Source organism: Kineosporia sp. NBRC 101731, from assembly GCF_030269305.1.
Classification (GTDB): domain Bacteria; phylum Actinomycetota; class Actinomycetes; order Actinomycetales; family Kineosporiaceae; genus Kineosporia.
Genome location: NZ_BSTC01000005.1, coordinates 375,988 through 396,810, shown reverse-complemented (window position 1 = coordinate 396,810; position 20,823 = coordinate 375,988). Strand labels below are relative to the sequence as shown.

The 20,823-nt window shown below is 70.4% G+C and carries 15 protein-coding genes; 1 reads left to right on the top strand and 14 read right to left on the bottom strand.

From position 1 onward, the window contains the following. Window positions 1–86: 86 nt before the first annotated feature. The 8 genes from lepB to ffh all read right to left on the bottom strand — a co-directional run bounded on the left by lepB (window position 87) and on the right by ffh (window position 6,633). A complete protein-coding gene (lepB, locus tag QSK05_RS17260; protein ID WP_285598252.1) occupies window positions 87–776 on the bottom strand; it encodes a signal peptidase I in 690 nt (229 codons plus the stop codon). 331 nt (window positions 777–1,107) lie between these two features. Then, window positions 1,108–1,467 carry a 50S ribosomal protein L19 gene (rplS, locus tag QSK05_RS17255; RefSeq protein ID WP_285598251.1) on the bottom strand — a complete coding sequence of 120 codons (360 nt, stop codon included), beginning with the start codon at window positions 1,465–1,467 and terminating at the stop codon, window positions 1,108–1,110. Window positions 1,468–1,607: 140 nt separating this feature from the next. Beyond that, on the bottom strand, window positions 1,608–2,399 hold the full coding sequence (gene trmD / locus QSK05_RS17250; protein ID WP_285598250.1) for a tRNA (guanosine(37)-N1)-methyltransferase TrmD: 792 nt from the start codon (window positions 2,397–2,399) through the stop codon (window positions 1,608–1,610). Beyond that, entirely contained in the window at window positions 2,400–2,942 is a 543-nt protein-coding gene (gene rimM, locus QSK05_RS17245) for a ribosome maturation factor RimM (protein WP_352301571.1), read from the bottom strand. A 33-nt stretch (window positions 2,943–2,975) separates the two neighbouring features. Beyond that, the gene (locus QSK05_RS17240) at window positions 2,976–3,218 is read right to left on the bottom strand and encodes an RNA-binding protein (RefSeq protein ID WP_231487423.1); all 243 of its coding nucleotides are present in this window, start codon (window positions 3,216–3,218) and stop codon (window positions 2,976–2,978) included. A gap of 1 nt (window position 3,219) precedes the next feature. Then, entirely contained in the window at window positions 3,220–3,717 is a 498-nt protein-coding gene (gene rpsP / locus QSK05_RS17235) for a 30S ribosomal protein S16 (RefSeq protein WP_285598248.1), read from the bottom strand. Window positions 3,718–3,840: 123 nt separating this feature from the next. Continuing rightward, a complete protein-coding gene (locus QSK05_RS17230) occupies window positions 3,841–4,893 on the bottom strand; it encodes an amidohydrolase family protein (protein WP_352301670.1) in 1,053 nt (350 codons plus the stop codon). A 138-nt stretch (window positions 4,894–5,031) separates the two neighbouring features. Then, entirely contained in the window at window positions 5,032–6,633 is a 1,602-nt protein-coding gene (gene ffh, locus QSK05_RS17225) for a signal recognition particle protein (RefSeq protein WP_285598246.1), read from the bottom strand. 198 nt (window positions 6,634–6,831) lie between these two features. Here ffh and QSK05_RS17220 point away from each other — a divergent pair, with 198 nt between their 5' ends. Continuing rightward, window positions 6,832–7,542, top strand: coding sequence for a hypothetical protein (locus QSK05_RS17220; protein ID WP_285598245.1), 711 nt, complete (start codon window positions 6,832–6,834; stop codon window positions 7,540–7,542). 16 nt (window positions 7,543–7,558) lie between these two features. Here QSK05_RS17220 and QSK05_RS17215 read toward each other — a convergent pair whose 3' ends face one another. From QSK05_RS17215 to smc, 6 genes are all read right to left on the bottom strand, one after another. Then, the gene (locus tag QSK05_RS17215; protein WP_285598244.1) at window positions 7,559–10,069 is read right to left on the bottom strand and encodes a [protein-PII] uridylyltransferase; all 2,511 of its coding nucleotides are present in this window, start codon (window positions 10,067–10,069) and stop codon (window positions 7,559–7,561) included. A gap of 122 nt (window positions 10,070–10,191) precedes the next feature. Further along, the gene (locus tag QSK05_RS17210) at window positions 10,192–10,530 is read right to left on the bottom strand and encodes a P-II family nitrogen regulator (protein WP_231487417.1); all 339 of its coding nucleotides are present in this window, start codon (window positions 10,528–10,530) and stop codon (window positions 10,192–10,194) included. Then, window positions 10,527–11,852 (bottom strand): ammonium transporter, encoded by a 1,326-nt coding sequence (locus QSK05_RS17205; protein ID WP_285598243.1) that lies wholly within the window; start codon window positions 11,850–11,852, stop codon window positions 10,527–10,529. Before QSK05_RS17205 ends, QSK05_RS17210 begins: the two co-directional genes overlap by 4 nt. A gap of 471 nt (window positions 11,853–12,323) precedes the next feature. Continuing rightward, window positions 12,324–13,544 (bottom strand): signal recognition particle-docking protein FtsY, encoded by a 1,221-nt coding sequence (ftsY, locus tag QSK05_RS17200; protein ID WP_285598242.1) that lies wholly within the window; start codon window positions 13,542–13,544, stop codon window positions 12,324–12,326. A gap of 280 nt (window positions 13,545–13,824) precedes the next feature. Beyond that, window positions 13,825–16,335, bottom strand: coding sequence for a hypothetical protein (locus tag QSK05_RS17195; RefSeq protein ID WP_285598241.1), 2,511 nt, complete (start codon window positions 16,333–16,335; stop codon window positions 13,825–13,827). 537 nt (window positions 16,336–16,872) lie between these two features. Continuing rightward, window positions 16,873–20,763: a chromosome segregation protein SMC gene (smc, locus tag QSK05_RS17190; RefSeq protein ID WP_285598240.1), complete on the bottom strand. Its 3,891-nt coding sequence runs from the start codon at window positions 20,761–20,763 to the stop codon at window positions 16,873–16,875. Window positions 20,764–20,823: the final 60 nt, after the last annotated feature.

Below are 20,823 nucleotides of genomic sequence, written 5' to 3'. Positions count from 1 at the left end.
GGTCGGTGTGACAGACGACCCGGACGCGTTCCACGGGTCTGAGGGGGTCACCGGTTCCTCCGATGCGTACTGGTCACCGTCGGCCCTCATCGGCCGGACCCGTCGTCGAGACCGCCGATACGTGACACCGGCCAGTAAATGCCGGCGACCTTCCCGATCACCCGGTCGACGGGCACGGTGCCTCCTCCGGGAGAGCCGAGATGGGCGCGTGAGTCGGCGGACTCGGAACGGTGGTCACCCATGACCCAGAGCCGGCCCTGCGGCACCTCGATGTCGAAGGCCACCTTGCTGGGGGCGTTGCCCTCGGCCACGTAGGCCTCGTCGATCGCCGTGCCGTTCACCGTCAGACGTCCTTGGGAGTCACAACACGCGACGTGGTCACCGGGCAGGCCTATCACTCGCTTGACGTAGTCGTGAGATCCGACGGGCATGCTGAAGACGGAGGCGAGGCCGCGGCCGACGCTGCCGAGCAGGGTGTCGGGGCCGTCGTCCTCCGCGTCGAACACACCGGAGCCGTTGAAGACGATCACGTCGCCCCGGTGGATGTCGCCGAACGTGTAGGAGAGGCGTGAGACCAGCACCCGGTCGCCGATCTGCACCGTCGGCTCCATCGAGCCGGTGGGCACCACGAACGACTGCACGATGAGGGCCCGCACCAGGGCGATCGTCACCGCGACAGCGATCAGGACGACGGCGGCCCGCCGTAGCGGGCTCGCCGGGGAACGATCAGGCATCGCCGGGCGGGGCGACGTCGGCGCGGTCCGGCCGGTCAGCACCCGATCCCACCCCTTCTTCAGACTCGGCGGCAGAGGCGGTCACAGTGACCCTGCCGGGGTGATTCCAATGAACTTCTGCACCACAGTGTCTGCTGGCGCCGATCCTCGCACGCGGACGGCGCGATGGGCACCGAACCACGCGCCCGGCCACGGCGGGCAGCGATTCACAGCTTCTCATCCCAAGCTGTGCCAGCCGAACTCAGAGGGTGCCGGACGGGGCAAAGCGATCCGGCCCTGGCTCCCGTCGGGAGCCAGGGCCGGATGCGATGGAACAGGATTGATCAGGATTGATCAGGATTGATCAGGATTGATCAGGATTGATCAGGATTGATCAGCGCGCCGGGATCGCGTCGCGCTTCTCCTTGATCTTCGCGGCCTTGCCGCGCAGCGAACGCAGGTAGTACAGCTTGGCGCGACGCACGTCACCGCGGATCGCGACCTCGATCTTCTCGATGACCGGGGAGTGCACCGGGAAGGTGCGCTCGACGCCGACACCGAAGCTGACCTTACGGACCGTGAAGGTCTCGCGGACGCCGCCACCCGAGCGACGGATCACGACGCCCTGGAAGAGCTGCACACGGGAGCGCGTGCCTTCGATGACCCGGACGTGAACCTTCAGGGTGTCACCGGCGCGGAAGGCGGGGACGTCGGTGCGCAGCGATGCTGCGTCGAGACCGTCAAGTGCGTGCATGAGAAAGTCGCTCTCTCGCAGATGCCACAGGTCACCAGCGAAGGTAGAAGGTTCTACGGTTCACGGTCGTGCACAGCTCTGACGTCGGGTCCGCGCTCTCCCCCTGTGGCAGGGGCGCAGCCGACAGGCGGCACGAAGGGTCAGTCTGCCACAGGGTCGGTCACGGGCCGAAATCGGGAACCCACGAGGTCCCAGCCCTCGTCCAGCAGTACGGCGCGGTCCTGCCGGTCGGTGTCCTCGGGATCGAGGACGCCGATGAGGTCGGGTCGGCGGCGCGCGGTCCGGCGGAGTCGTTCGTCGCGGCGCCAGCGCTCGATCTGGGCATGGTGACCGGACATCAGCACGGGTGGCACCTCGCGGTCCTGCCAGACGGCCGGTTTCGTGTACACCGGGTACTCCAGCAGGCCGTCCTCGTGGCTCTCCTCGACCAGGCTCTCGGCATTGCCGATGACCCCCGGGATCAGCCGGGCGACCGCCTCGACCACGGCCAGCACGGCGACCTCGCCACCGTTGAGCACGTAGTCGCCCAGGCTGAAGGGCTGGACGGGCATCAGAGTGGCGGCGTGCTCGTAGACCCGCTCGTCGATGCCCTCGTAGCGTCCGCAGGCAAAGGCCAGCCACTCCTGCTGAGCGAGCTCGCGGGCCATCGCCTGGGTGAACGGCTGACCGGAGGGACTGGGTACGAGCAGCGTCGGCCTGGCCTGGCCCCGAGCCAGGGTCTCCAGCGCCTCCGCCCACGGCTCCGGCTTCATCACCATGCCGGCGCCACCCCCGGCGGGGGCGTCGTCGACGGTGCGGTGCCGGTCGTGGGTGAAGTCGCGCAGGTCGTGCACGGTCAGGTCGAGCAGACCGGTGCGCCGGGCCTTGCCGATGAGTGAGAGGTCGAGCGGCGTCAGGTAGTCCGGGAAGATCGAGAAAACATCGATGCGCATTTAGTCGTCGATGTCTTCCAGAAGGCCGGCCGGGGCGTCGATGACGATCCGGCCACCGGGCACATCCACCTCGGGCACGATCGCCCCGACGAACGGCACGAGCCGGTTCTCGCCCTTGACGGTGCGGACGACCAGGAGGTCCTGGGCGCCGGGGTGCTGCACGGCAACGATCTCGCCGAGCTTCTCCCCCGCCGGGTCGACCGCCCCCAGACCGACCAGTTCGTGGTCGTACCAGGCGTCGGGCTCGTCGGAGGCCTCCGGCAGATCGACCTCGAGCACCGCGTTGCGCAGTGCCTCGGCCGTGGTGCGGTCGGTGATCTCTTCGAAAGTCAGGAGCAGCGTGCCGTTGTTGTCACGGACGCGGCCGAGGGTGAGTGAGGTGGCGATGTTCGCCGCCGCCAGGGAACGGCGAAGGGAGCCGTCCTCCACATGGAGGACGACTCCCGTCACGAACCGCTGGTCCGGAGCATCAGTCCGGACCTCGATGCTCACCTCGCCGCGCAGACCGTGGGCACGACCAATTCTTGCAACCACGAGACGCACGGTGAGTTGGTTCTCCTGCTAGGTGGGGTCGGGTCAGCGGCCGCGGTCGACGTCGACGACGTCGACACGGACCGGCTCACCGTTGGAGATGGCCTTGACCACGGTGCGCAGCGCCGTGGCCGTACGACCGGAACGACCGATCACCCGGCCGAGGTCTTCGGGGTGGACCCGGACCTCGAGCAGGGAACCCCGCCGCAGCGAGCGACTGCGCACGACCACGTCGTCCGGATGGGCGACGATGCCGCGAACCAGGTGCTCCAGCGCGTCGGTGAGCACGTCAGGCCTGCTCGGCCGGAGCCTCGGCCGCAGCCGGCTTCTCCTCGGCCTTGGCCTCGGTCTTCGCTTCAGCCTTCGCTTCGGCCTTCTCAGCCTTCTCGGCCTTCGCCTTGGCGTCGTCGTCCTTGCGCTTGGCGCGCAGGGTCTTGGCCTCGTTCTCGTTCAGGCCCTTCGCCTCGGCGAAGCCCGAACGGTCTTCGACCTTCGGCTCGGCGACACGCAGAGTGCCCTCGGCGCCCGGCAGGCCCTTGTGCTTCTGCCAGTCACCGGTCACCTTGAGGAGAACCAGGACCTGCTCGGTCGGCTGCGCGCCGACGCCGAGCCAGTACTGCGCGCGCTCGCTGTCGACCTCGATGACCGACGGGTCGTGGGTCGGGTGGTACTTACCGATCTCCTCGATCGCGCGACCGTCACGCTTGGTGCGCGAGTCGGCGACAACGATGCGGTAGTACGGCGCGCGGATCTTGCCCATCCGCTTGAGACGGATCTTGACTGCCACTGGAGTGGACTCCTCATATGCATGGATGCGGCCGCACTTTTCCTCCGGAGTGGGGTTTCCGGTGGATCGGATGAGCCTTGGACTCGGCAACGCCTGCGGTGAGAGGGTCCGCACCGGCCGGGTTCAGCCGACCATTCTGCCAGATGTCACAGCTCCGCGAAGCACGACCGCGCTCGGCGCGCTCAGGACCCGCAGATCCAGGCGGGGATCGGCCTCGTAGACCACCAGATCGGCGGGTGCGCCCTCGGCCAGGGAGGGCTTGCCCAGCCAGGTCCGTGCCGACCAGCAGGCAGCGTCGAGCGCGGCGGTGCGCGGCAGCCCGGCCACGTGCAGCTCGGACACCTCGGAGGCGATCAGTCCGTGCGGCAGGGAACCACCCGCGTCCGTTCCGCAGTAGACCGGCACGCCCTCCTCGTACGCCGCACGCACCGTCTCGTACCGGCGCCGGTGCAGCGTGAGCATGTGGGCCGCGTAGAGCGGGAACTTCTCCTGCGCCTGCGCCGCGATCTGCGGGAAGGTGGCGATGTTGATCAAAGTGGGGACGATGGGCACGCCGTTTCTCGCGGCGTGCGTGCGCGGGTGGTCGCCGAGACCGGTGGCGTGCTCGATGCAGTCGATACCGGCGGCGAGCAGATCCGGCAGACAGTCTTCACCGAAGCAGTGCGCGGTGACCCGGGCGCCCTCGGCGTGGGCCGCGGCCAGGCCCGCGGTGAGGGCGTCGAGAGGCCAGCAGGGTGCGAGATCGCCGGTGTCGCGGTCGATCCAGTCGCCGACGATCTTGACCCAGCCGTCGCCGAACCGGGCCTGCGCCGCCATCATCGCGGGCAACTGTTCCGGCTCGATCTCGTGCGCGTAGTTGCGCAGGTAGCGGCGGGTGCGGGCGATGTGCCGCCCGGCCCGCACGATCACCGGCAGGTCGTCGCGATCGTCGATCCAGCGGGTGTCGGCCGGCGACCCGGCGTCACGCAGCAGCAGGGCCCCGGCGTCGCGGTCCGCGAGCGCCTGCTGCTCGCTGGTCTTCGCGTCGACCGCGCCGTGGGCGTCGAGGCCGACATGGCTGTGGGCGTCGACCAGACCGGGAATGGCCCAGCCGTCGACGACCGTCTCGTCCAGCCCGGGACCGGTGGGGCGCTCGAAGGTGATCCGGCCCCCGAGAATCCAGGCGCCGTCGTGCATCTCGTCGGGCCCGATGAGCACCGGGCCGGACAACCGGATCGCCTGCACGCGAGCACCGCCCCCTCGGCCCGACCACCGCGTCGCCCGGGCCGATCAGCGCCGGGCGACCACGACGTCCATCATTGTCGATCTATGACCTCAGCGGCCCAGGAACTTCTCGAAACCGGGCGGCAGCTCGAGGTTCGCCGGGTCGATGGCCGGCGGCTGACCCACGCCGAAGGCTCCGCCAGGCTGACCCGCGGGCCCCTTCTTGCCACCGTCGGCGAGCTGCTGGGCGCGCTTGGCCGGGTTGCCCGACTTGGCTTTTCCCTTGCGCGGGGCGGTGTTCTTGCCCTTGCCCTTCTTGCCGCCACCGATGCCCGGCGGCATCCCTGGCATGCCGGGCATCCCCGGCATGCCGGGCATCCCCCCGCCGCGGCGCATGGCGCGCATCATCTTCTGCGCCTCACCGAAACGCTCGATCAGCGTGTTGACCTCGCTGACCTGCGTGCCGGAACCCTTGGCCACACGCAGCCGCCGGGAACCGTTGAGCACCCGGGGCTGACGGCGCTCCAGCGGTGTCATCGATTTGATGATCGCCTCGACGCGGTCCATCTCACGCTCGTCGAAGTTGTCGAGCTGCTCGCGCAGCTCGCCCATGCCCGGCAGCATGCCGAGCATCTTCTTCAGCGAGCCCATGTTCTTCAGGGCCGCCATCTGGGCGAGGAAGTCTTCCAGCGTGAAGTCTTCGTCGGCGGCCAGCTTGGCCGCCATCTTCTCGGCCTGATCGGCGTCGAACGCCTTCTCGGCCTGCTCGATCAGAGTGAGGATGTCACCCATGTCGAGGATGCGGGACGCCATCCGGTCGGGGTGGAAGAGCTCGAACTCTTCCAGTTTCTCGCCGGTGGAGGCGAACATCACCGGCTGACCGGTCACGCCCACCACCGACAACGCCGCACCACCGCGCGCGTCACCGTCGAGCTTGGAGAGCACGACACCGGTGAAGCCGACGCCCTCCATGAAGGCCATGGCCGTGGTGACCGCGTCTTGACCGATCATCGCGTCGACGACGAACAGCACCTCGTCGGGGCTGGTCGCGGCCTTGATGTCGGCCGCCTGCTGCATCAGCTCACCGTCGACGCCGAGACGACCGGCGGTGTCGATGATGACCACGTCGTGGTGCTTGTCGCGGGCGAAGGCCACACCGTCGCGGGCCACCTTCACCGGGTCGCCCTGGCTGGTGCCTGACACACCCTGGCCCTCGGAGACACCGCGCTCGGGCGCGAACACCGGGACCCCGGCGCGCTGCCCGACCACCTCGAGCTGGGTGACGGCGTTCGGGCGCTGCAGGTCGGAGGCCACGAGCAGCGGCGTGTGCCCCTGCTCGCGCAGCCAGCGACCGAGCTTCCCGGCCAGCGTCGTCTTACCCGCACCCTGGAGACCGGCGAGCATGATCACCGTGGGCGGGTTCTTGGCGAAGCGCAGCCGGCGCGTCTCGCCACCGAGGATGCCGACGAGCTCCTCGTTGACGATCTTGACGACCTGCTGGGCGGGGTTCAGGGCCTGCGAGACCTCGATCCCGACCGCGCGCTCCCGGATGCGGGCAGTGAACTGCCGCACCACCGGCAGGGCGACGTCGGCATCCAGAAGGGCGCGACGGATCTCACGGATCGTCGCATCGACGTCGGCCTCGGACAGCCGACCCTTGCCACGCAGCGACTTGAAGGTGGCGGTCAGGCGATCGGAAAGGGTGGCGAACACCCTCTTAGCTTAATGGCTGCGGAGCGCGGAACGTCCGCGAGCACCACGAGGTGGCGACGAACAGCCGTGCGCGATCTTCCGGGTGGTGAGATCTTCCTCGGACAGGAGTGCAACGTCCTGTGGCCAGGGGCCGTCCAAGGGTCCTGACGAAGGCGCCGGACCGCCTCGGCCGGTTCTGACGAGAGGTGGATCCCCAGCATGACCGTGAACGTCGAGCAGTGCCACGACGACAGCACCGGGCCCGGAGGCCGATCGGGCCGCGGGCCGCTCATCGCGTTCGCCGTCATCGCTCCCCTCGTCGTCGCCCTGGTCGTGGCCGCGGGCTTCACCCACCCCTGGAACGCGGGCGGCGGAATCGCGGCGGGCGTCTACACGCGCGACTACTCCATCACTCAGCAGGTGGCGTCCGAAGACCTGGGTCACTGCCTCCAGTTGACGCTCGCCGGCACGATGACGGCCAGGTACAGGTCCCCTACCTGGAGCCTGGGTGGCCCGGGCTGGACCGACCCCAGGCTCTCGAACACGAGCATCGGCGTCCGGGCCAAGGACTCCTGCAACGAAGGAGTGGCGGAGAGTGACATCGATGCCGTGGCCCTGACTCAGTTCTGGGCCACGGAGACCTGCGGCGAACCAGTCCGGGGCGAATGGGAACTGTCGATGCGGCTCGGCCGCTGCGACCAGGACCTGGTGGCCGGCGTCGGCGGCCGGCGGAGCACGGTGAGCGGAAGCTCGTTCACCGCGAGCTTCAGCGGTGGAGAGGATCTCACCTGGCGGGGCACCATGTACGGCGACTCGATGTGCGTGGACGGGGCAGCTGGCGGTGACGTCACCCAGGGCACCACCACCACGAGCGTACTGCTCGACGGCTACCGGATCTGCCTGGGCCCGGACACCGCGAACCGCCCCTAGGGACCGTTTCCGGCCCTCAGGCCGACGGCACCGATCCCGCGTCCACCAGCACCGACACCGTCTCCGCCACGCGTGGTGGGGCCAGCGGGCCGCCGCCACGCTCGCAGACGTAGAGCACGTCCACGGCCTGTCCCGCATGAGTGGCGACATGGGCCGACCGCAGGTCCACGCCGACGCCGGCCAGTGCCGAGCCGATGGCGTGCATCAGGCCCGGGCGGTCGGCCGCGCGGACCTCCAGCACCGTGGCGTCTTCCGAGGCACCGGGCAGGAGCACCACGCGGGGACGCGCGGGCGCACCGGCGCGGCTGCGGAAGCCGGCGTCGCGGCGGATCAGGGGATCGAGCACGCTCTGGTCGCCCTCGCTGAGACGGCGCAGGTGCTGCTCCAGGAGCTCCGGCGGGGGCATGTCGCCGCGGCTCTCGACCCACCAGGTGTCGACCGCGATATCGATGTCATGGTCGCCCTCCACAGCCTCACCGAGATGGTCGGAGCCCACGGTACGCACCAGCGCCGACTTCACGGTGAGCCGGAAACTGGCCAGCACGCCGGCGATGTCGGCCAGCAGACCGGAGCGGTCGGGGGCGACGACGGTGACGGTGAACAACTCGTCCATCGGGGTGACGGCGACGCGGGGGCGGCCGTCGGCCAGCACGGTGCGCACCAGCTCCACCTCGGCCTGGGCGATCGGCGCCGGGCCGGGCGGCTCCTCACCGCTCAGGGCGGTCGCGGCGCGGGCCATCAGGTCGTCGACGAGCCGGGCCCGCCACGCGGTCCACGCCACCGAGCCCACGGCCGTGGCGTCGGCCTCGGTGAGGGCCCGCAGCAGATGCAGGGTTTCCTGGCGCTCCCCGACCGCACCGACGAGCGCCTCGACGGTGCGCGGATCGTCCGGGTCGCGACGGGTGGCGAGCTCGATCAGGGTCAGGTGCTCGCGCACCAACCGCTCGATCAGCTCACTGTCCTGTTCGCTGAGCCCCATCCGGCGTGCGACCTTCCCGGCAATGGGTGCACCGGCAATCGAATGGTCTTGCGCTCCGGCAATTTTGCCGATGTCGTGGAGGAGTGCGGCGAGCACCAGCAGGTCGGGACGCGAGGTGTCGCGCAGCGCCCCCTGGATCTGCATGACCGTCTCGATCAGGTGCCGGTCGACGGTATGCCGATGAATAGCGTTGCGCTGCGGTCGGTTCCGCACCGCTGTCCACTCGGGGATCCAGCGGGCGATCACTCCGGCGCGGTCGAGCGACTCCCAGACCTGGGCCAGGCTCGGGCCACCGGCCAGCATCCCGACGAACTCCTCGCGGGCGGCGGTCGGCCACGGGTCGGGCAGGGGCGGGCAGTCCTGCGCCAGGTGCTCGACGGTGACCGGGCTCAGCGGCAGCCCGGCGCGGACAGCGGTGGCGGCCGCGCGGATCGGTAGCACCGGATCCTGGGCGGCCTCGACACCGACGCCGAGCACGACCTCACCGTCGTGCTCGACCAGACCGTGGCCCAGCGGACGCAGACGGGGACGACGCGGGCCCGGGCGTAGACGACGTGTGGGCAGCGACTGCCGGGCCCGGCGGGCCGTGACGTCGACGGCGTAGGCGATCGACCGGGTGCAGTCGGCAACCCGCGCCAGCAGTTCATCGGCGTCGGTCAGACCGCACAGCACGGCGACGGAGTCCTGCTCGGGCAGCAGGAGCCGGTCGTTGTTCTTGCCGGTGACGGCCTGGAGGGAGTCCCGCACATCGAGGAGGAGTTCGTGGACCTCGTCCACCGATCCGTGCGGCCGGTCGGTGACCCAGCTCGCGGCCAGGGCCCGCAGCACGGTGACGTCGCGCAGCCCGCCGCGGGCCTCCTTGAGATCGGGCTCGAGCAGGTGGGCGGCCTCGCCGTAACGCTCGGCACGCTCGTCCAGGCTCTCCAGCAGCTGCGGCAGGCGGCGGCGGATCCCACCGCGCCAGTCACTGAGCAGCGACGTACGGGTCTTCACCACGAGGGCCGCATCACCCGCGATGACGCGCAGGTCGAGCAGGCCGATGGCCGCGGACAGGTCGGCGGACGCGACCTCACGGCACTGGTTAGGTGTACGGACGGAGTGGTCGAGTCGAAGTCCCCCGTCCCACAACGGGTACCAGAGTCGCTGGGCGAGCTCGCCCACCTCGTCGGCGGGAAGCCGGCGACCGTCGTGCAGGAGTACCAGGTCCAGGTCGCTGGCCGGGCCGGTCTGACCGCGGGCAACACTGCCGACGGCGGCGAGCGCCAGGCCGTCGAGACCGCTCTGCCGACGGCGTCTGGGCCGGTCGTTCAGGGGGGCGACAGCGGCAGCCCAGTCCAGCTGGAGGGCCTTCTCGACCATCGCGGTCATGGCGCGGCGCCGTTCCGGGCCGGCCGTTCCGCCCCGCAGCGCCAGCGTGAGCCGCTCCTTGCGGAGGTCACGGGCGGCGTGAGCGACCGCGCGGGCCCGGTCTTCCGCGGTCTCATCGTCGTCGTGCGGGATGTTCTCGCTCGGACCGTCGTCCAGGCCCTCGAACTGGCCAGCCGTCACCGTTCACCTTTCGTCCCAACGCCCGCGTCAGGGCGGTGCGTCGGCGGGGATCCGCTGGCATCGGGAAACTCCCGGCACCCCCTCGTCTTTCGGGGGTGCCGGGAGCCCGGTGAACCAGGGTGTTACAGGGCGTCCGCGCCGCGCTCGCCGGTGCGGACCCGCACGACGTCGTCGACCGGCGTCGTCCAGACCTTGCCGTCACCGATACGACCGGTGGCGGCGGCCTTCGTGATGACGTCGACGACGTCAGCCACGTCGGTGTCGTCGACGAGCACCTCGAGACGGGACTTCGGGACGAGGTCCACGGTGTACTCAGCACCGCGGTAGACCTCGGTGTGGCCCTTCTGACGGCCGTAGCCGCTGGCCTCACTGACGGTCATGCCCTGGACCCCGAAGGTCTCCAGTGCAGCCTTCACCTCGTCGAGCTTGTGCGGCTTGATCACTGCGGTGATCAGCTTCATGCCGGAACCTCGCTCTCAGCCTTGGCGGCAGCAGCCACCGGACGGGTCGAGCCACCACCGGTGGAGGAGTCGTACGCGGACTCGGCGTGCTCGTGCCCGTCGATGCCCTCGACCTCGGACTCCTCGTCCAGGCGGAAGCCCATGGTCTTCTGGATGATCAGACCAATGATGTAGGTCAGGATGAACGAGTACGCAAGCACGGCGAACGCGGCCAGGGCCTGCTTACCGAGCAGTTCGACGCCGCCGCCCATGAGCAGACCGTCGTTGTCGAACGCGGCGGGAGCCGTGTGAGTGGCGAAGAAGCCGATCGACAGGGTGCCCCAGAGGCCACCGATCAGGTGGACGCCGACCACGTCGAGCGAGTCGTCGAAGCCGAAGCGGAACTTCAGGCCGACGGCCAGTGCGCAGAACACACCGGCGAGGACACCGATGATCAGCGCACCGATCGGGTTGACCGAACCGCAGGCCGGGGTGATGGCGACCAGACCGGCAACCACACCGGAAGCGCCGCCCAGCGAGGTGGCGTGACCGTCACGGAAGCGCTCGGTGATCAGCCAGCCGAGCATCGCGGCAGCGGTCGCGGCGATCGTGTTGACCCAGGCGAGAGCAGCGGTCTCGTTGGCGCCCAGGGCCGAGCCGGCGTTGAAGCCGAACCAGCCGAACCACAGCAGACCGGCACCCAGCATCACGAACGGCAGGTTGTGGGGCCGCATGGGCTCCTTGGGCCAGCCGACGCGCTTGCCCAGCACCAGGGCGAGGGCGAGGCCCGCCGCACCGGCGTTGATGTGGACAGCCGTACCACCGGCGAAGTCGAGCGCGGCGAGGTTGTTGGCGATCCAGCCACCGGTGTGGGTGACCGCGCCGGTGTCCTCATCGGTGAGCGTGAAGTCGAAGACCCAGTGCGCGACCGGGAAGTAGACGATCGTCGCCCAGACCACGGTGAACACGCACCAGGCGCCGAACTTGGCCCGGTCGGCGATCGCACCGGAGATCAGCGCGACGGTGATGATGGCGAACACGGCCTGGAAGCCGACAAAGGCCAGGGTCGGGATCGAGCCGACGTCGTTGATGAGGCCCTTCAGGCCCAGGTAGTCACCCGGGTTGCCGAGGAGACCGGCGCCGACGTCGTCGCCGAACGCCATCGAATAGCCGTAGAGAACCCACAGAACGGTGACGATGCCCAGCGAGCTGAAGCTCATCATCATCATGTTGAGAACGCTCTTCGTGCGGACCATGCCGCCGTAGAAGAACGCCAGACCGGGAGTCATGAGCAGAACGAGCGCAGCACTCGTCATCACCCACGCGGTTGCGCCGGTATCCATCCGCACCCCTTCAAAGTGAGTTAACTGCCCCCAGTGAAGGGGCCGTCGTCGGGACCATCGAGCAGTTGCCGTCGGCAGCGCAGGGTGACGACGACTGACTGCGACCCACAACGGGGCCGCTCGCTCAAGGAAAAAATTGCTGTGAATCGGTTTCCTCGCGACACCTGGTGGGTTTCCCCGTCGTAACGTTTGCTGCGGTGTTGTTTCCGCTCAGTTACTCGTCCTGGGGGTTAGCCCGTTCGGGCGTCCGTGCGCGAGGGCCGACAACGTCAGCCTAGGCAGCTGTGACGGAACGGTGACCAGAACGATGCTCTACCGAGCTGCGCGTCACGGAGAGATCAAATCCGTGTTGGCTCAACCACTCCGGGCAGTTGGCCGTTGCGCCGGCGGCCATTTCCTGACGATCCCGGCAAACGACGGAGCGGGCCCGCCCCTTCCGGGGACGGACCCGCTCCGATGGTGACGGCGCCGTTATGTGAGCAACGCGTCCACGAAGGCGTCGGGGTCGAACGGGGCCAGGTCGTCAGGTCCCTCGCCCAGGCCGATGAGCTTGACCGGCACTCCCAGTGCCCGCTGCACGGCCACCACGATGCCGCCCTTGGCCGTGCCGTCGAGCTTGGTCAGCACGATGCCGGTGATGTTGACCACCTCGCTGAAGACCTTGGCCTGCTGCATGCCGTTCTGGCCGGTGGTGGCGTCGAGCACCAGCAGGATCTCGTCCACCGGTCCGTGCTTCTCCACGACCCGCTTGACCTTGCCCAGCTCGTCCATCAGACCGACCTTGTTCTGCAGACGCCCCGCGGTGTCGATCAGCACGACATCGGCCTCGGACTCGATACCGGCCTTGACCGCGTCGAACGCCACCGAGGCGGGGTCGGCGCCGTCCCGGTCGCTACGGATCGTCGGTACGCCGACCCGGTCGCCCCAGGTGGCCAGCTGGTCGGCGGCCGCGGCCCGGAAGGTGTCGGCCGCGCCGAGCACCACGTCCTTGTCCTCGGCCACCAGCACCCGGGCCAGCTTGCCGACCGTGGTGGTCTTACCGGTGCCGTTGACGCCGACGACCATCACGACCGCCGGACGCCCGGGCGCGTGATCGATCGCGAGCGAGCGATCCATACCCTCGCCCGGGTCGACGAGCGCCTTCAGTTCCTCCCGCAGCAACTCCCGCACGTGCTCGGTGTCCCGCACGCCGAGCACGGCGACGCGTTCGCGCAGCCGGTCGATCAGCTCGGTGGTGGGGTCGACACCGAGGTCGGCCAGGAGCAGCGTCTCCTCGATCTCGTCCCAGGTGTCGGCGTCGAGCTTGTCGCGGCTGAGTAGTTCCAGCAGGCCCCGACCGAGGGCATTGTTCGAGCGGGCGAGACGGGCACGCAGCCGCGTCAGGCGGCCCTGCGGTGCCTCCGGCCGCTCGACCGCGGGGGCCTCGGGCTCGAGCAGCTCCGGTTCGGCGGTCGGTGCGCCGGTGGTCGCGGGAGTCCCGGGCGTCGCGGTCGGAGCATCGAGGACGTCGACGTCACCGGAGCGGTCACCGTCCCCCTCCTCCGGTGCGGGACGTTCCAGAGTCGTGGTGCCCCCACCGCCCGGCGGCAGCGGGGGCTGCCGGCGCCCACGACCCGCGACAAGCCCGATCGTGCCGCCGAGTCCGGCGAGCGCAACGATCGCGACAAGAATGATCCACTGGACGGTGTCCACTCCGGACGAGCCTCCTCAGGCACAGGACGGCGCCGGATCCCCGGCGCCGATGACGTTTCGGCCGTACCCGAGCATGCCAGCCCGTCCGCCGTCCCGCCCGTGGCGGGTGTCCCCCAGCCCGGCGAGTCCCCCGGACACCGCAGGAGAAACACCCCTCTTCCCCTGCCCGTGATCATGCAAAGTGTCCCCGGACCGAAGGGTGGGTCTGGGGACACTTTGCGTGATCACGAACGTTTTGGGGGAACGACCAGCACCCGCCTACCGGCCGCTGACCACGGCCTCAGCGGCCGTGACGCACCTTGCCCCCGCCCCGCGCCTTCTTGCCCCGCGAGCGGTTGTTGTTACGCGCGTTGCCTGTGCTCTGCGGCCCGGTCATCGTCGCGTCGATCGGGTCCATCACCGCGGTCTCGTCGGCCGCGGCCTCGTCGGACGCCGCCTCCTTGCCCCCGCGGACCGGTGCCATCACCGCGGTCTGCTGCTCGGCGACGGGCGTCTCCCCGACCGGACCCGGTTCGGGAACCGGCCGCATGACCTCGGTGGCGTCGGCCGCAGTCACCTCCCGGACCGGACTGATGACCTCGGTCTCGGCAGCCACCGGCTTCTCGTGCACCGGGCGCATGACCTCGGTCTCCGCCGCGGGCTCCTGACCGACGGGCTTCATCACCTCGGTCGCGGCCGCCGAAGGAGTCGGCTGGGCGGGCGCCTTCTTCCCGGCCCGCAGGACCGGCTCACGCACCGGGGCGAAAACAGCGGTCTCGTCGGCGCCCGCCGACGCCGCGACCCGGGCGGCCGCCGCCTTGTCGGCAACCTTCTGCGCGGACGTCTCCGGCCCGGCGGTCCGGGACGACGCCTCCTCCACGGGAGCCATCACCGCAGTCTTGTCGGACGGCGCGGGCATCGCTTCCGCCGACGCAGTCCGGTCGGCCCGGTCGGCCCGGTCGGCCTTCTCGACCGGCACGCCTGTCTTGGGCTCGGCAACCTCGTCCTTGGCCGGGGCCACCGTCGGCTTCCCGGCCGACGACGCGGACCTGGTGGACGCCGAGCCGGCCGTCACCCCCCTGTCCGCCACCGAACTGCCGGCAGTGGGTTTGCCCGCTACCGGCACCTCGTCCTTGATCGGTGCCATGGTCACCGTCTCGTCGGACAGCACCGGAGCCTCGGACCTGACCGGCGAACCCTGGACCGCTTCTGTCGTGCTCGGCACGGTCTTGGCCGACGCATTCTTGGCCGCTTCCGTCGTGCTCGGCGCGGTCTTCCCAGGCTCCGTCTTGGCCGGCTCCGTCTTGGCCGGCTCCGTCTCAGCCGACACAACCTCAGCCGGCGCAACCTTGAGCACCTCTGCCTTGGCCGGGGTGATCTTCCCGGCTGTGGGACTGGACGCCTTGGGCGGGGCGGCCTTCCCTGCTGCGGGACTGGGCGCCTTGGCCGGGGCCGCCTTCCCTACCGCGGGACTGGACGCCTTGGCCGGGGCCGCCTCCCCTACCGCGGGACTGGACGCCTTGGCCGGCGACGGCACGGGCGCCCCAACTACCTCGTCCTTGATCGGCGCCATCATGACGGTTTCGTCGGACAGCACCGGGACCTCGTCCGCCACCTTCGTGACCGGCGTGGCCGACCCGGCCACCTCGTCCTTGATCGGCGCCATCATGACGGTCTCGTCGGACAGCACCGGCGCCTCGGCGACCCGCTGCGGCCCGGCCTGGCCCGGCTGAGCCTTCTGCGGCCGGGCCTTCGGGCTCTCGATCTTCTCCGCCTCGACCGTGCGCTGCTGAGCCCTCTGCGGCTCAACCTTCTGGGGCCGAGCCTTCTGGGGCTGGGCCTTCTCGGGCTGGGCCGTGGCGACGGGTTCGCGGACCGGCTGGATCATCACCGTCTCGTCGGACGGATCCACCGGCTCAGGGGTCTTGGCACCGGCAGACACAGCAGACCCGGCGGGCTTGGCCTCGGGCACCCTGGCCTCGGCCTTGGGCGTGGCCTTGACCTCGGCCTTCGCCGCGACCTTCTTCTGCTGCACCCGGGCCTTCACCGGCTCGATCATCACCGTCTCGTCGGACGGGTCGACCGCCGCCACGGACGGCTCCTTCTTCGCCTTGCCACGACCACGGCTACCGATGATCGCCGCCACATCGAACCGGTCGCGCCGGGGGCCCTTGGGCTTGGCCGCAGGCGCGGCCGGGGCACCCGTGTGCCGCACACCGGTCTCCACCGGGTCGGTACCGCTCTCGGTCACGCCGCTCTGACCAGCATCGTTGCCGCCAGCGGCGCGGCTGGTGACGACCGGCTGCGACTCGGGCCGGCGAGCGCCCTTCGTGGTCGGCTTCACCGGGGCCGGGGTGAGGGCGCTACGTGTCGGGCTCTCCGCGGGGACCGGGGCCAGGGGCATGGTCATCTCGGTGTCGGCGATCGGACGGTCGCCGTCGTCGAGCATCTCGGGGTCGTGGGGCACCGCGATGTCACGCACCGGAATCTCACCGGTCTGGCCGAGCCAGGCGGACGCGGAGCGCTCCTGGCCACCATTGCCACCGTTGCCGGCGTTGCGCGCGTGCCCCCGGGGCTGTGAGTGACCCAGCGCGGACGTGAGGTTGGCCGCGCCGACGGTCGGCAGCCCCTTGCCCCCGGTCGCCCCCTGGCGGTCTTCCAGCCGGTCGAACCCCGCGTGCATCGCCTCGCTCAGCGGATGCCAGATGCGCTGGAACCAGTGGGCTGTCGCGATTGATGCCCGCCACGAGGCAATGGCGCCACGGGCGGTCCCGCGCCCTGCCGCGGTGGGCGCGGCTGCGGCCGCACTCACGGCCCGTTGACCCTCAGGTGTGAGAATCCTTGAACCGGAGCGCAATTGAGGTGCGGCGATCAGGTAGAGAAATCCGATCGCAATGGTCAGGATGAGCAAGAGTCCCACGATTGCGGCAAGCACATGCCTACGTTACGAGGTATTTCGCTTCGACCCAATGGGAACGGGCATGCCAATTGTTGCGATCGCGTCACTCTTGCCCTTCCACTCTGGACACCCGGGCGAATTCGTGCCCATTTACGCACCTCGGAAGTCCCTGCCCGACAGGGTCTTTCAGATGACCACCCAGGTCAGGAGACCGCACCCCGAACGCCGAGAGAAGATCGCCCGACCGGAGCAGTCACAGGAACGACACCGGCGATTACCGGAAAAGTCCCAGCCAATAAGGGGAACTGTCACCGCTGGACGCACGTTGTGACCGCTCCGCGAAACCTGGCTGCTCACCGGATCAATCGAGACAGAACAGAAAAGGCCCCCGGGCTGCACCCGAAGGCCTTCACGATGTCATCTCTACCTCAACGGGATCCGATCGCCACCTCAACCCGTCGAATCCGTCGCTGCCGCATCAGCTGACTCCGTCGACTCCATCGATACCACCGGCTCGGCCGCGGCCAGATCGATGACCCGGTCCACCGGAACCGAAGGTGACGTTTCCTCCGGGCGCTTCACCGCGTCCTCAGGCTCACCCGACACAGGCGCCACCGAGGCCTTGGCCCGCCGCCGCGAACCCGAGTCCGGCTCGTCGTCCGACAGTCGCTGGCTGATCACCGTCGTCACCCCGTCACCCCGCATGGTCACGCCGTAGAGGGCGTCCGCGACCTCCATGGTGCGCTTCTGGTGCGTGATCACAATGAGCTGGGACGACTCCCGCAGCTCGGAGAAGATGCCGATGAGCCGGCCCAGGTTGGTGTCATCCAGCGCCGCCTCGACCTCGTCCATGACGTAGAACGGGCTGGGGCGGGCCTTGAAGATCGACACCAGCAGGGCCACTGCGGTGAGGGACCGCTCGCCGCCGGAGAGCAGCGACAGTCGCTTGACCTTCTTGCCCGGCGGCCGCGCCTCCACGTCCAGGCCCGTGGTCAGCATGTTCGAGGGGTCGGTGAGGATCAGCCGGCCCTCGCCCCCGGGGAAGAGCCGCTGGAAGACGCCGACGAACTCGCGCGCGGTGTCGTTGAAGGCCTGGGTGAAGACCTCCTCCACCCGCTTGTCCACGTCCTCGATGATCTGCAGCAGGTCGCGGCGCGAGACCTTGAGGTCGTCCAGCTGCTTGTTGAGGAACGTGTGCCGCTCCTCCAGCGCCGCGAACTCCTCCAGGGCCAGCGGGTTGACCGTGCCCAGCAGGTTCAGGCCACGCTCGGCCTTACGCAGGCGTTTCTCCTGGGTCGCGCGGTCGAACGGCACGGGTTCCGGCGGCTTGACCGGCTCCGGGTCGCCCGGGGCCAAGGGGCTGGGTGGCACCAGCTGGTGCGGGCCGTACTCGTCGATCAGCACGTCCGGGTCCATGCCCAGCTCGTCGACACTGCGCTGGCGGAACGCGTCGATGCGCAGCCGCTGCTCGGTGCGCACCACCTCGTCGCGGTGGGCGGAGTCGATCAGCCGGGCCTGCTCGGACGCCAGTCTCTGCTCGTTCTCCCGGACCTGCTGCAACTCGGTGTTGCGGGCGTCCCGCTCGGCCTCGAGGCGCGTCCGCTCCCCGTCGGCCGTGGCCAGCGACTGCTCCAGCAGCACCAGCATGTACTCGCCACCGGCCAGCACGGCCCGGGCGATCTGGATCTGCCGCTGCCGGCGTTCCTCCCGGGCCACCGCCCGGGCCCGGGCGGCACGTTCCTCGGCGGCCCGGCGCATCAGCTGCTCGGACCGGCCGGCCACCGCGCGGCTGCGTTCCTCGGCGGTGCGCAGGGCCAGGCGGGTGTCGGTCTCTTCGGCGCGCAGCCGTGCGGCGGTCTCGGCCAGCCGGTCCCGCTCGGAGGTGTCGGGCTCGTCGTCGTCCGAGATCTCGGCGGCCTCCTGCGCCGCCTCGAGCTGGGCCTCCAGCTCGAAGAGGACCTCGCGGGCATTCTCCTGCGCCTGCTGGGCCCGGTCGTGCTGCTGGCGTAGACGTTCCACCTCGGCCTCGGCGGCCCGGGCGGTGCCGGCCAGCTGCCCGCGCTGCTGGGCGAGTTTCGCGGCCGCAGCCGCGCGCCGCCCGTCCAGCTCGGAGATCCGGCTCTCCACCCGGCGCAGGTCGGCCTGGGTCTGCTTGATCGTGCCCTGCAGGTCACGCACCTGCTGCTGCACGGCCTGCTGCCGGTCACGGCCCTCGGTCAGGGCCGCGCCCGCCGACTCGGCCTTCTCCCCGGCCGCGGCGACCCGTTCGGTGGCCTGCTCGACGGCGGCCTGGGTCTCGATCGTGGAGGGCGCGGAGGCCGATCCGCCCCGGACCAGCGCGGCCGACACGAGCTCACCCGCGGTGGTGACCGCGGTGACGTCGGGCCACAGGCGCACCAGGTCGGACGCGGCGGTGAGGTCGGGGACGACGGCGACCTTGTACAGCAGCCGATCGATGGCGGACGTCAGGGCGGAGGGCTCACGCACGAGCGGGCGCACCCAGCGCCCTCCGGCGCTCAGGGTGGGCCAGCCGGCCGGATCGGCGTCCGGAACCGCGGCGACCGCGGCCGGCACCAGCACCGCCTGCCCCCCGTCCTGCTCCGCCAGGTAGGAAAGGGCCGACAGCGCACCGGCGAGGTCACCGACGGCCACGGCCTCGGCCGCCGGGCCCAGCGCCGCGGCGACCGCCGTCTCGAACCCGGGCTCCACCGCGAGCACCGCGGCGAGCGACCCGATCAGCCCGGGCACCCGGTCGCCGGCGGCGAGCACCGCCCCGGCACCGTCCTTGCGCCGCAGGCCCAGGGCCAGGGTGTCGCGCCGGGCCGCCCACTCCTTGCGCTCACCGTGCGCCTCGCGCTCGGTGTGCCGCAGCGCCTCCAGTTCCCGGTTCAGTGCCGTGAGCTGGGCCTGCGCGTCGTCGAGGGTGGCCTCGTCCGCGGCGATCCGGCCGGAGACCTGCTCGGCCTCGACCTGCAGCGCCTCGGTCTGTTCCGCGACCTCGGTGGAGTCCTCGGAGGTCTCCGCCGCCCCGTCCAGCTCGGCGACAGCCGCAGCCGCCTCGAGAACCCGCTGTTCCGCGTCCGCAATCGTGCCCGAGAGCCGCTCGACCGCGCCCGCCGACGCGTCCACCGTGCTGCGCTGGGCCCCCACCTTGCCCGCCAGCCGGGCCAGCTGCTCACGCCGGTCGGCCGCGCGGCGGGCCAGCTCGACGAGCCGCTGCTCCTCGGCGCGCGCGGCCTGCTCGGCCTCGCGGCGCCGGTCCTCGGCCATCAGCATCAGCTCATTGGCGCCCTCGACCTCGGCCTGAAGCTGCTCCTCCTGCTCGCGCACCAGGGCGGCCTGGGCCTCCAGGTCGTCGGGGTCGCGGCCGGTCTGCCGGTCGTCCGGCTCGGACTCCGACAGCAGCCGCACCCGGTCGGCGGCCAGGCTGTTCGTGCCCCGCGTGCGCTCGCGCAGCGAGGAGAGCTGGTACCAGGTGTTCTGGGCGTGCGTGAGCTGCGGCGAGGCGGCACTGGCGGCCAGTTCCAGCGACGACAGCCGGGCCCGGGCCGCGGCCAGCTCCCCCTCGACGGCCGTGCGCCGTTCCTGCACCGCGGCCTCGTCGGCCATCTCCGCCGCGATCGTCCCGGTCAGCGTGACCAGGTCGTCGGCGAGCAGCCGGGCCCGGGCGTCGCGCAGATCGGCCTGCACCACCTGAGCCTTGCGGGCGACCTCGGCCTGCCGGCCGAGAGGCTTGAGCTGGCGCCGGATCTCGGTGGTGAGGTCGGCCAGGCGCTGCAGGTTGCCCTGCATCGCGTCCAGCTTGCGGATCGCCTTCTCCTTGCGGCGACGGTGCTTCAGCACACCGGCCGCCTCCTCGATGAAGGCGCGGCGTTCCTCCGGGGTGGCGTGCAGCACCTGGTCGAGCTGGCCCTGACCGACGATGACGTGCATCTCGCGGCCGATGCCGGAGTCGGACAGCAGCTCCTGGATGTCCAGGAGCCGGCAGGGGGAACCGTTGATCGCGTACTCGCTGCCGCCGGAGCGGAACATGGTGCGCGAGATCGTCACCTCGGTGTAGTCGATCGGCAGGGCACCGTCGGTGTTGTCGATCGTCAGCGCGACCTCGGCCCGGCCCAGCGGGGGGCGGCCGGAGGTGCCCGCGAAGATGACGTCTTCCATCTTGCCGCCGCGCAGGCTCTTGGCGCCCTGCTCACCCATCACCCAGCTGAGCGCGTCCACGACGTTCGACTTGCCCGAGCCGTTGGGCCCGACCACGCAGGTGATGCCCGGTTCCAGGCGCAGCGTGGTGGCGGAGGCGAACGACTTGAACCCGCGCAGGGTGAGTGTCTTCAGGTGCACGGGCGTCTGGCTCCTTGCGCTGATGCGGACAGGCCCAGGGTATAGGCGTTCAGCACCGGG

Excerpts from the sequence above, each read along its gene's own strand:
- rplS (WP_285598251.1), bottom strand. The coding sequence starts at position 1,467 with ATGCACGCACTTGACGGTCTCGACGCAGCATCGCTGCGCACCGACGTC.
- trmD (WP_285598250.1), bottom strand. The coding sequence starts at position 2,399 with ATGCGCATCGATGTTTTCTCGATCTTCCCGGACTACCTGACGCCGCTC.
- QSK05_RS17230 (WP_352301670.1), bottom strand. The coding sequence starts at position 4,893 with ATGCACGACGGCGCCTGGATTCTCGGGGGCCGGATCACCTTCGAGCGC.
- QSK05_RS17220 (WP_285598245.1), top strand. The coding sequence starts at position 6,832 with ATGACCGTGAACGTCGAGCAGTGCCACGACGACAGCACCGGGCCCGGA.
- QSK05_RS17210 (WP_231487417.1), bottom strand. The coding sequence starts at position 10,530 with ATGAAGCTGATCACCGCAGTGATCAAGCCGCACAAGCTCGACGAGGTG.
- QSK05_RS17205 (WP_285598243.1), bottom strand. The coding sequence starts at position 11,852 with ATGGATACCGGCGCAACCGCGTGGGTGATGACGAGTGCTGCGCTCGTT.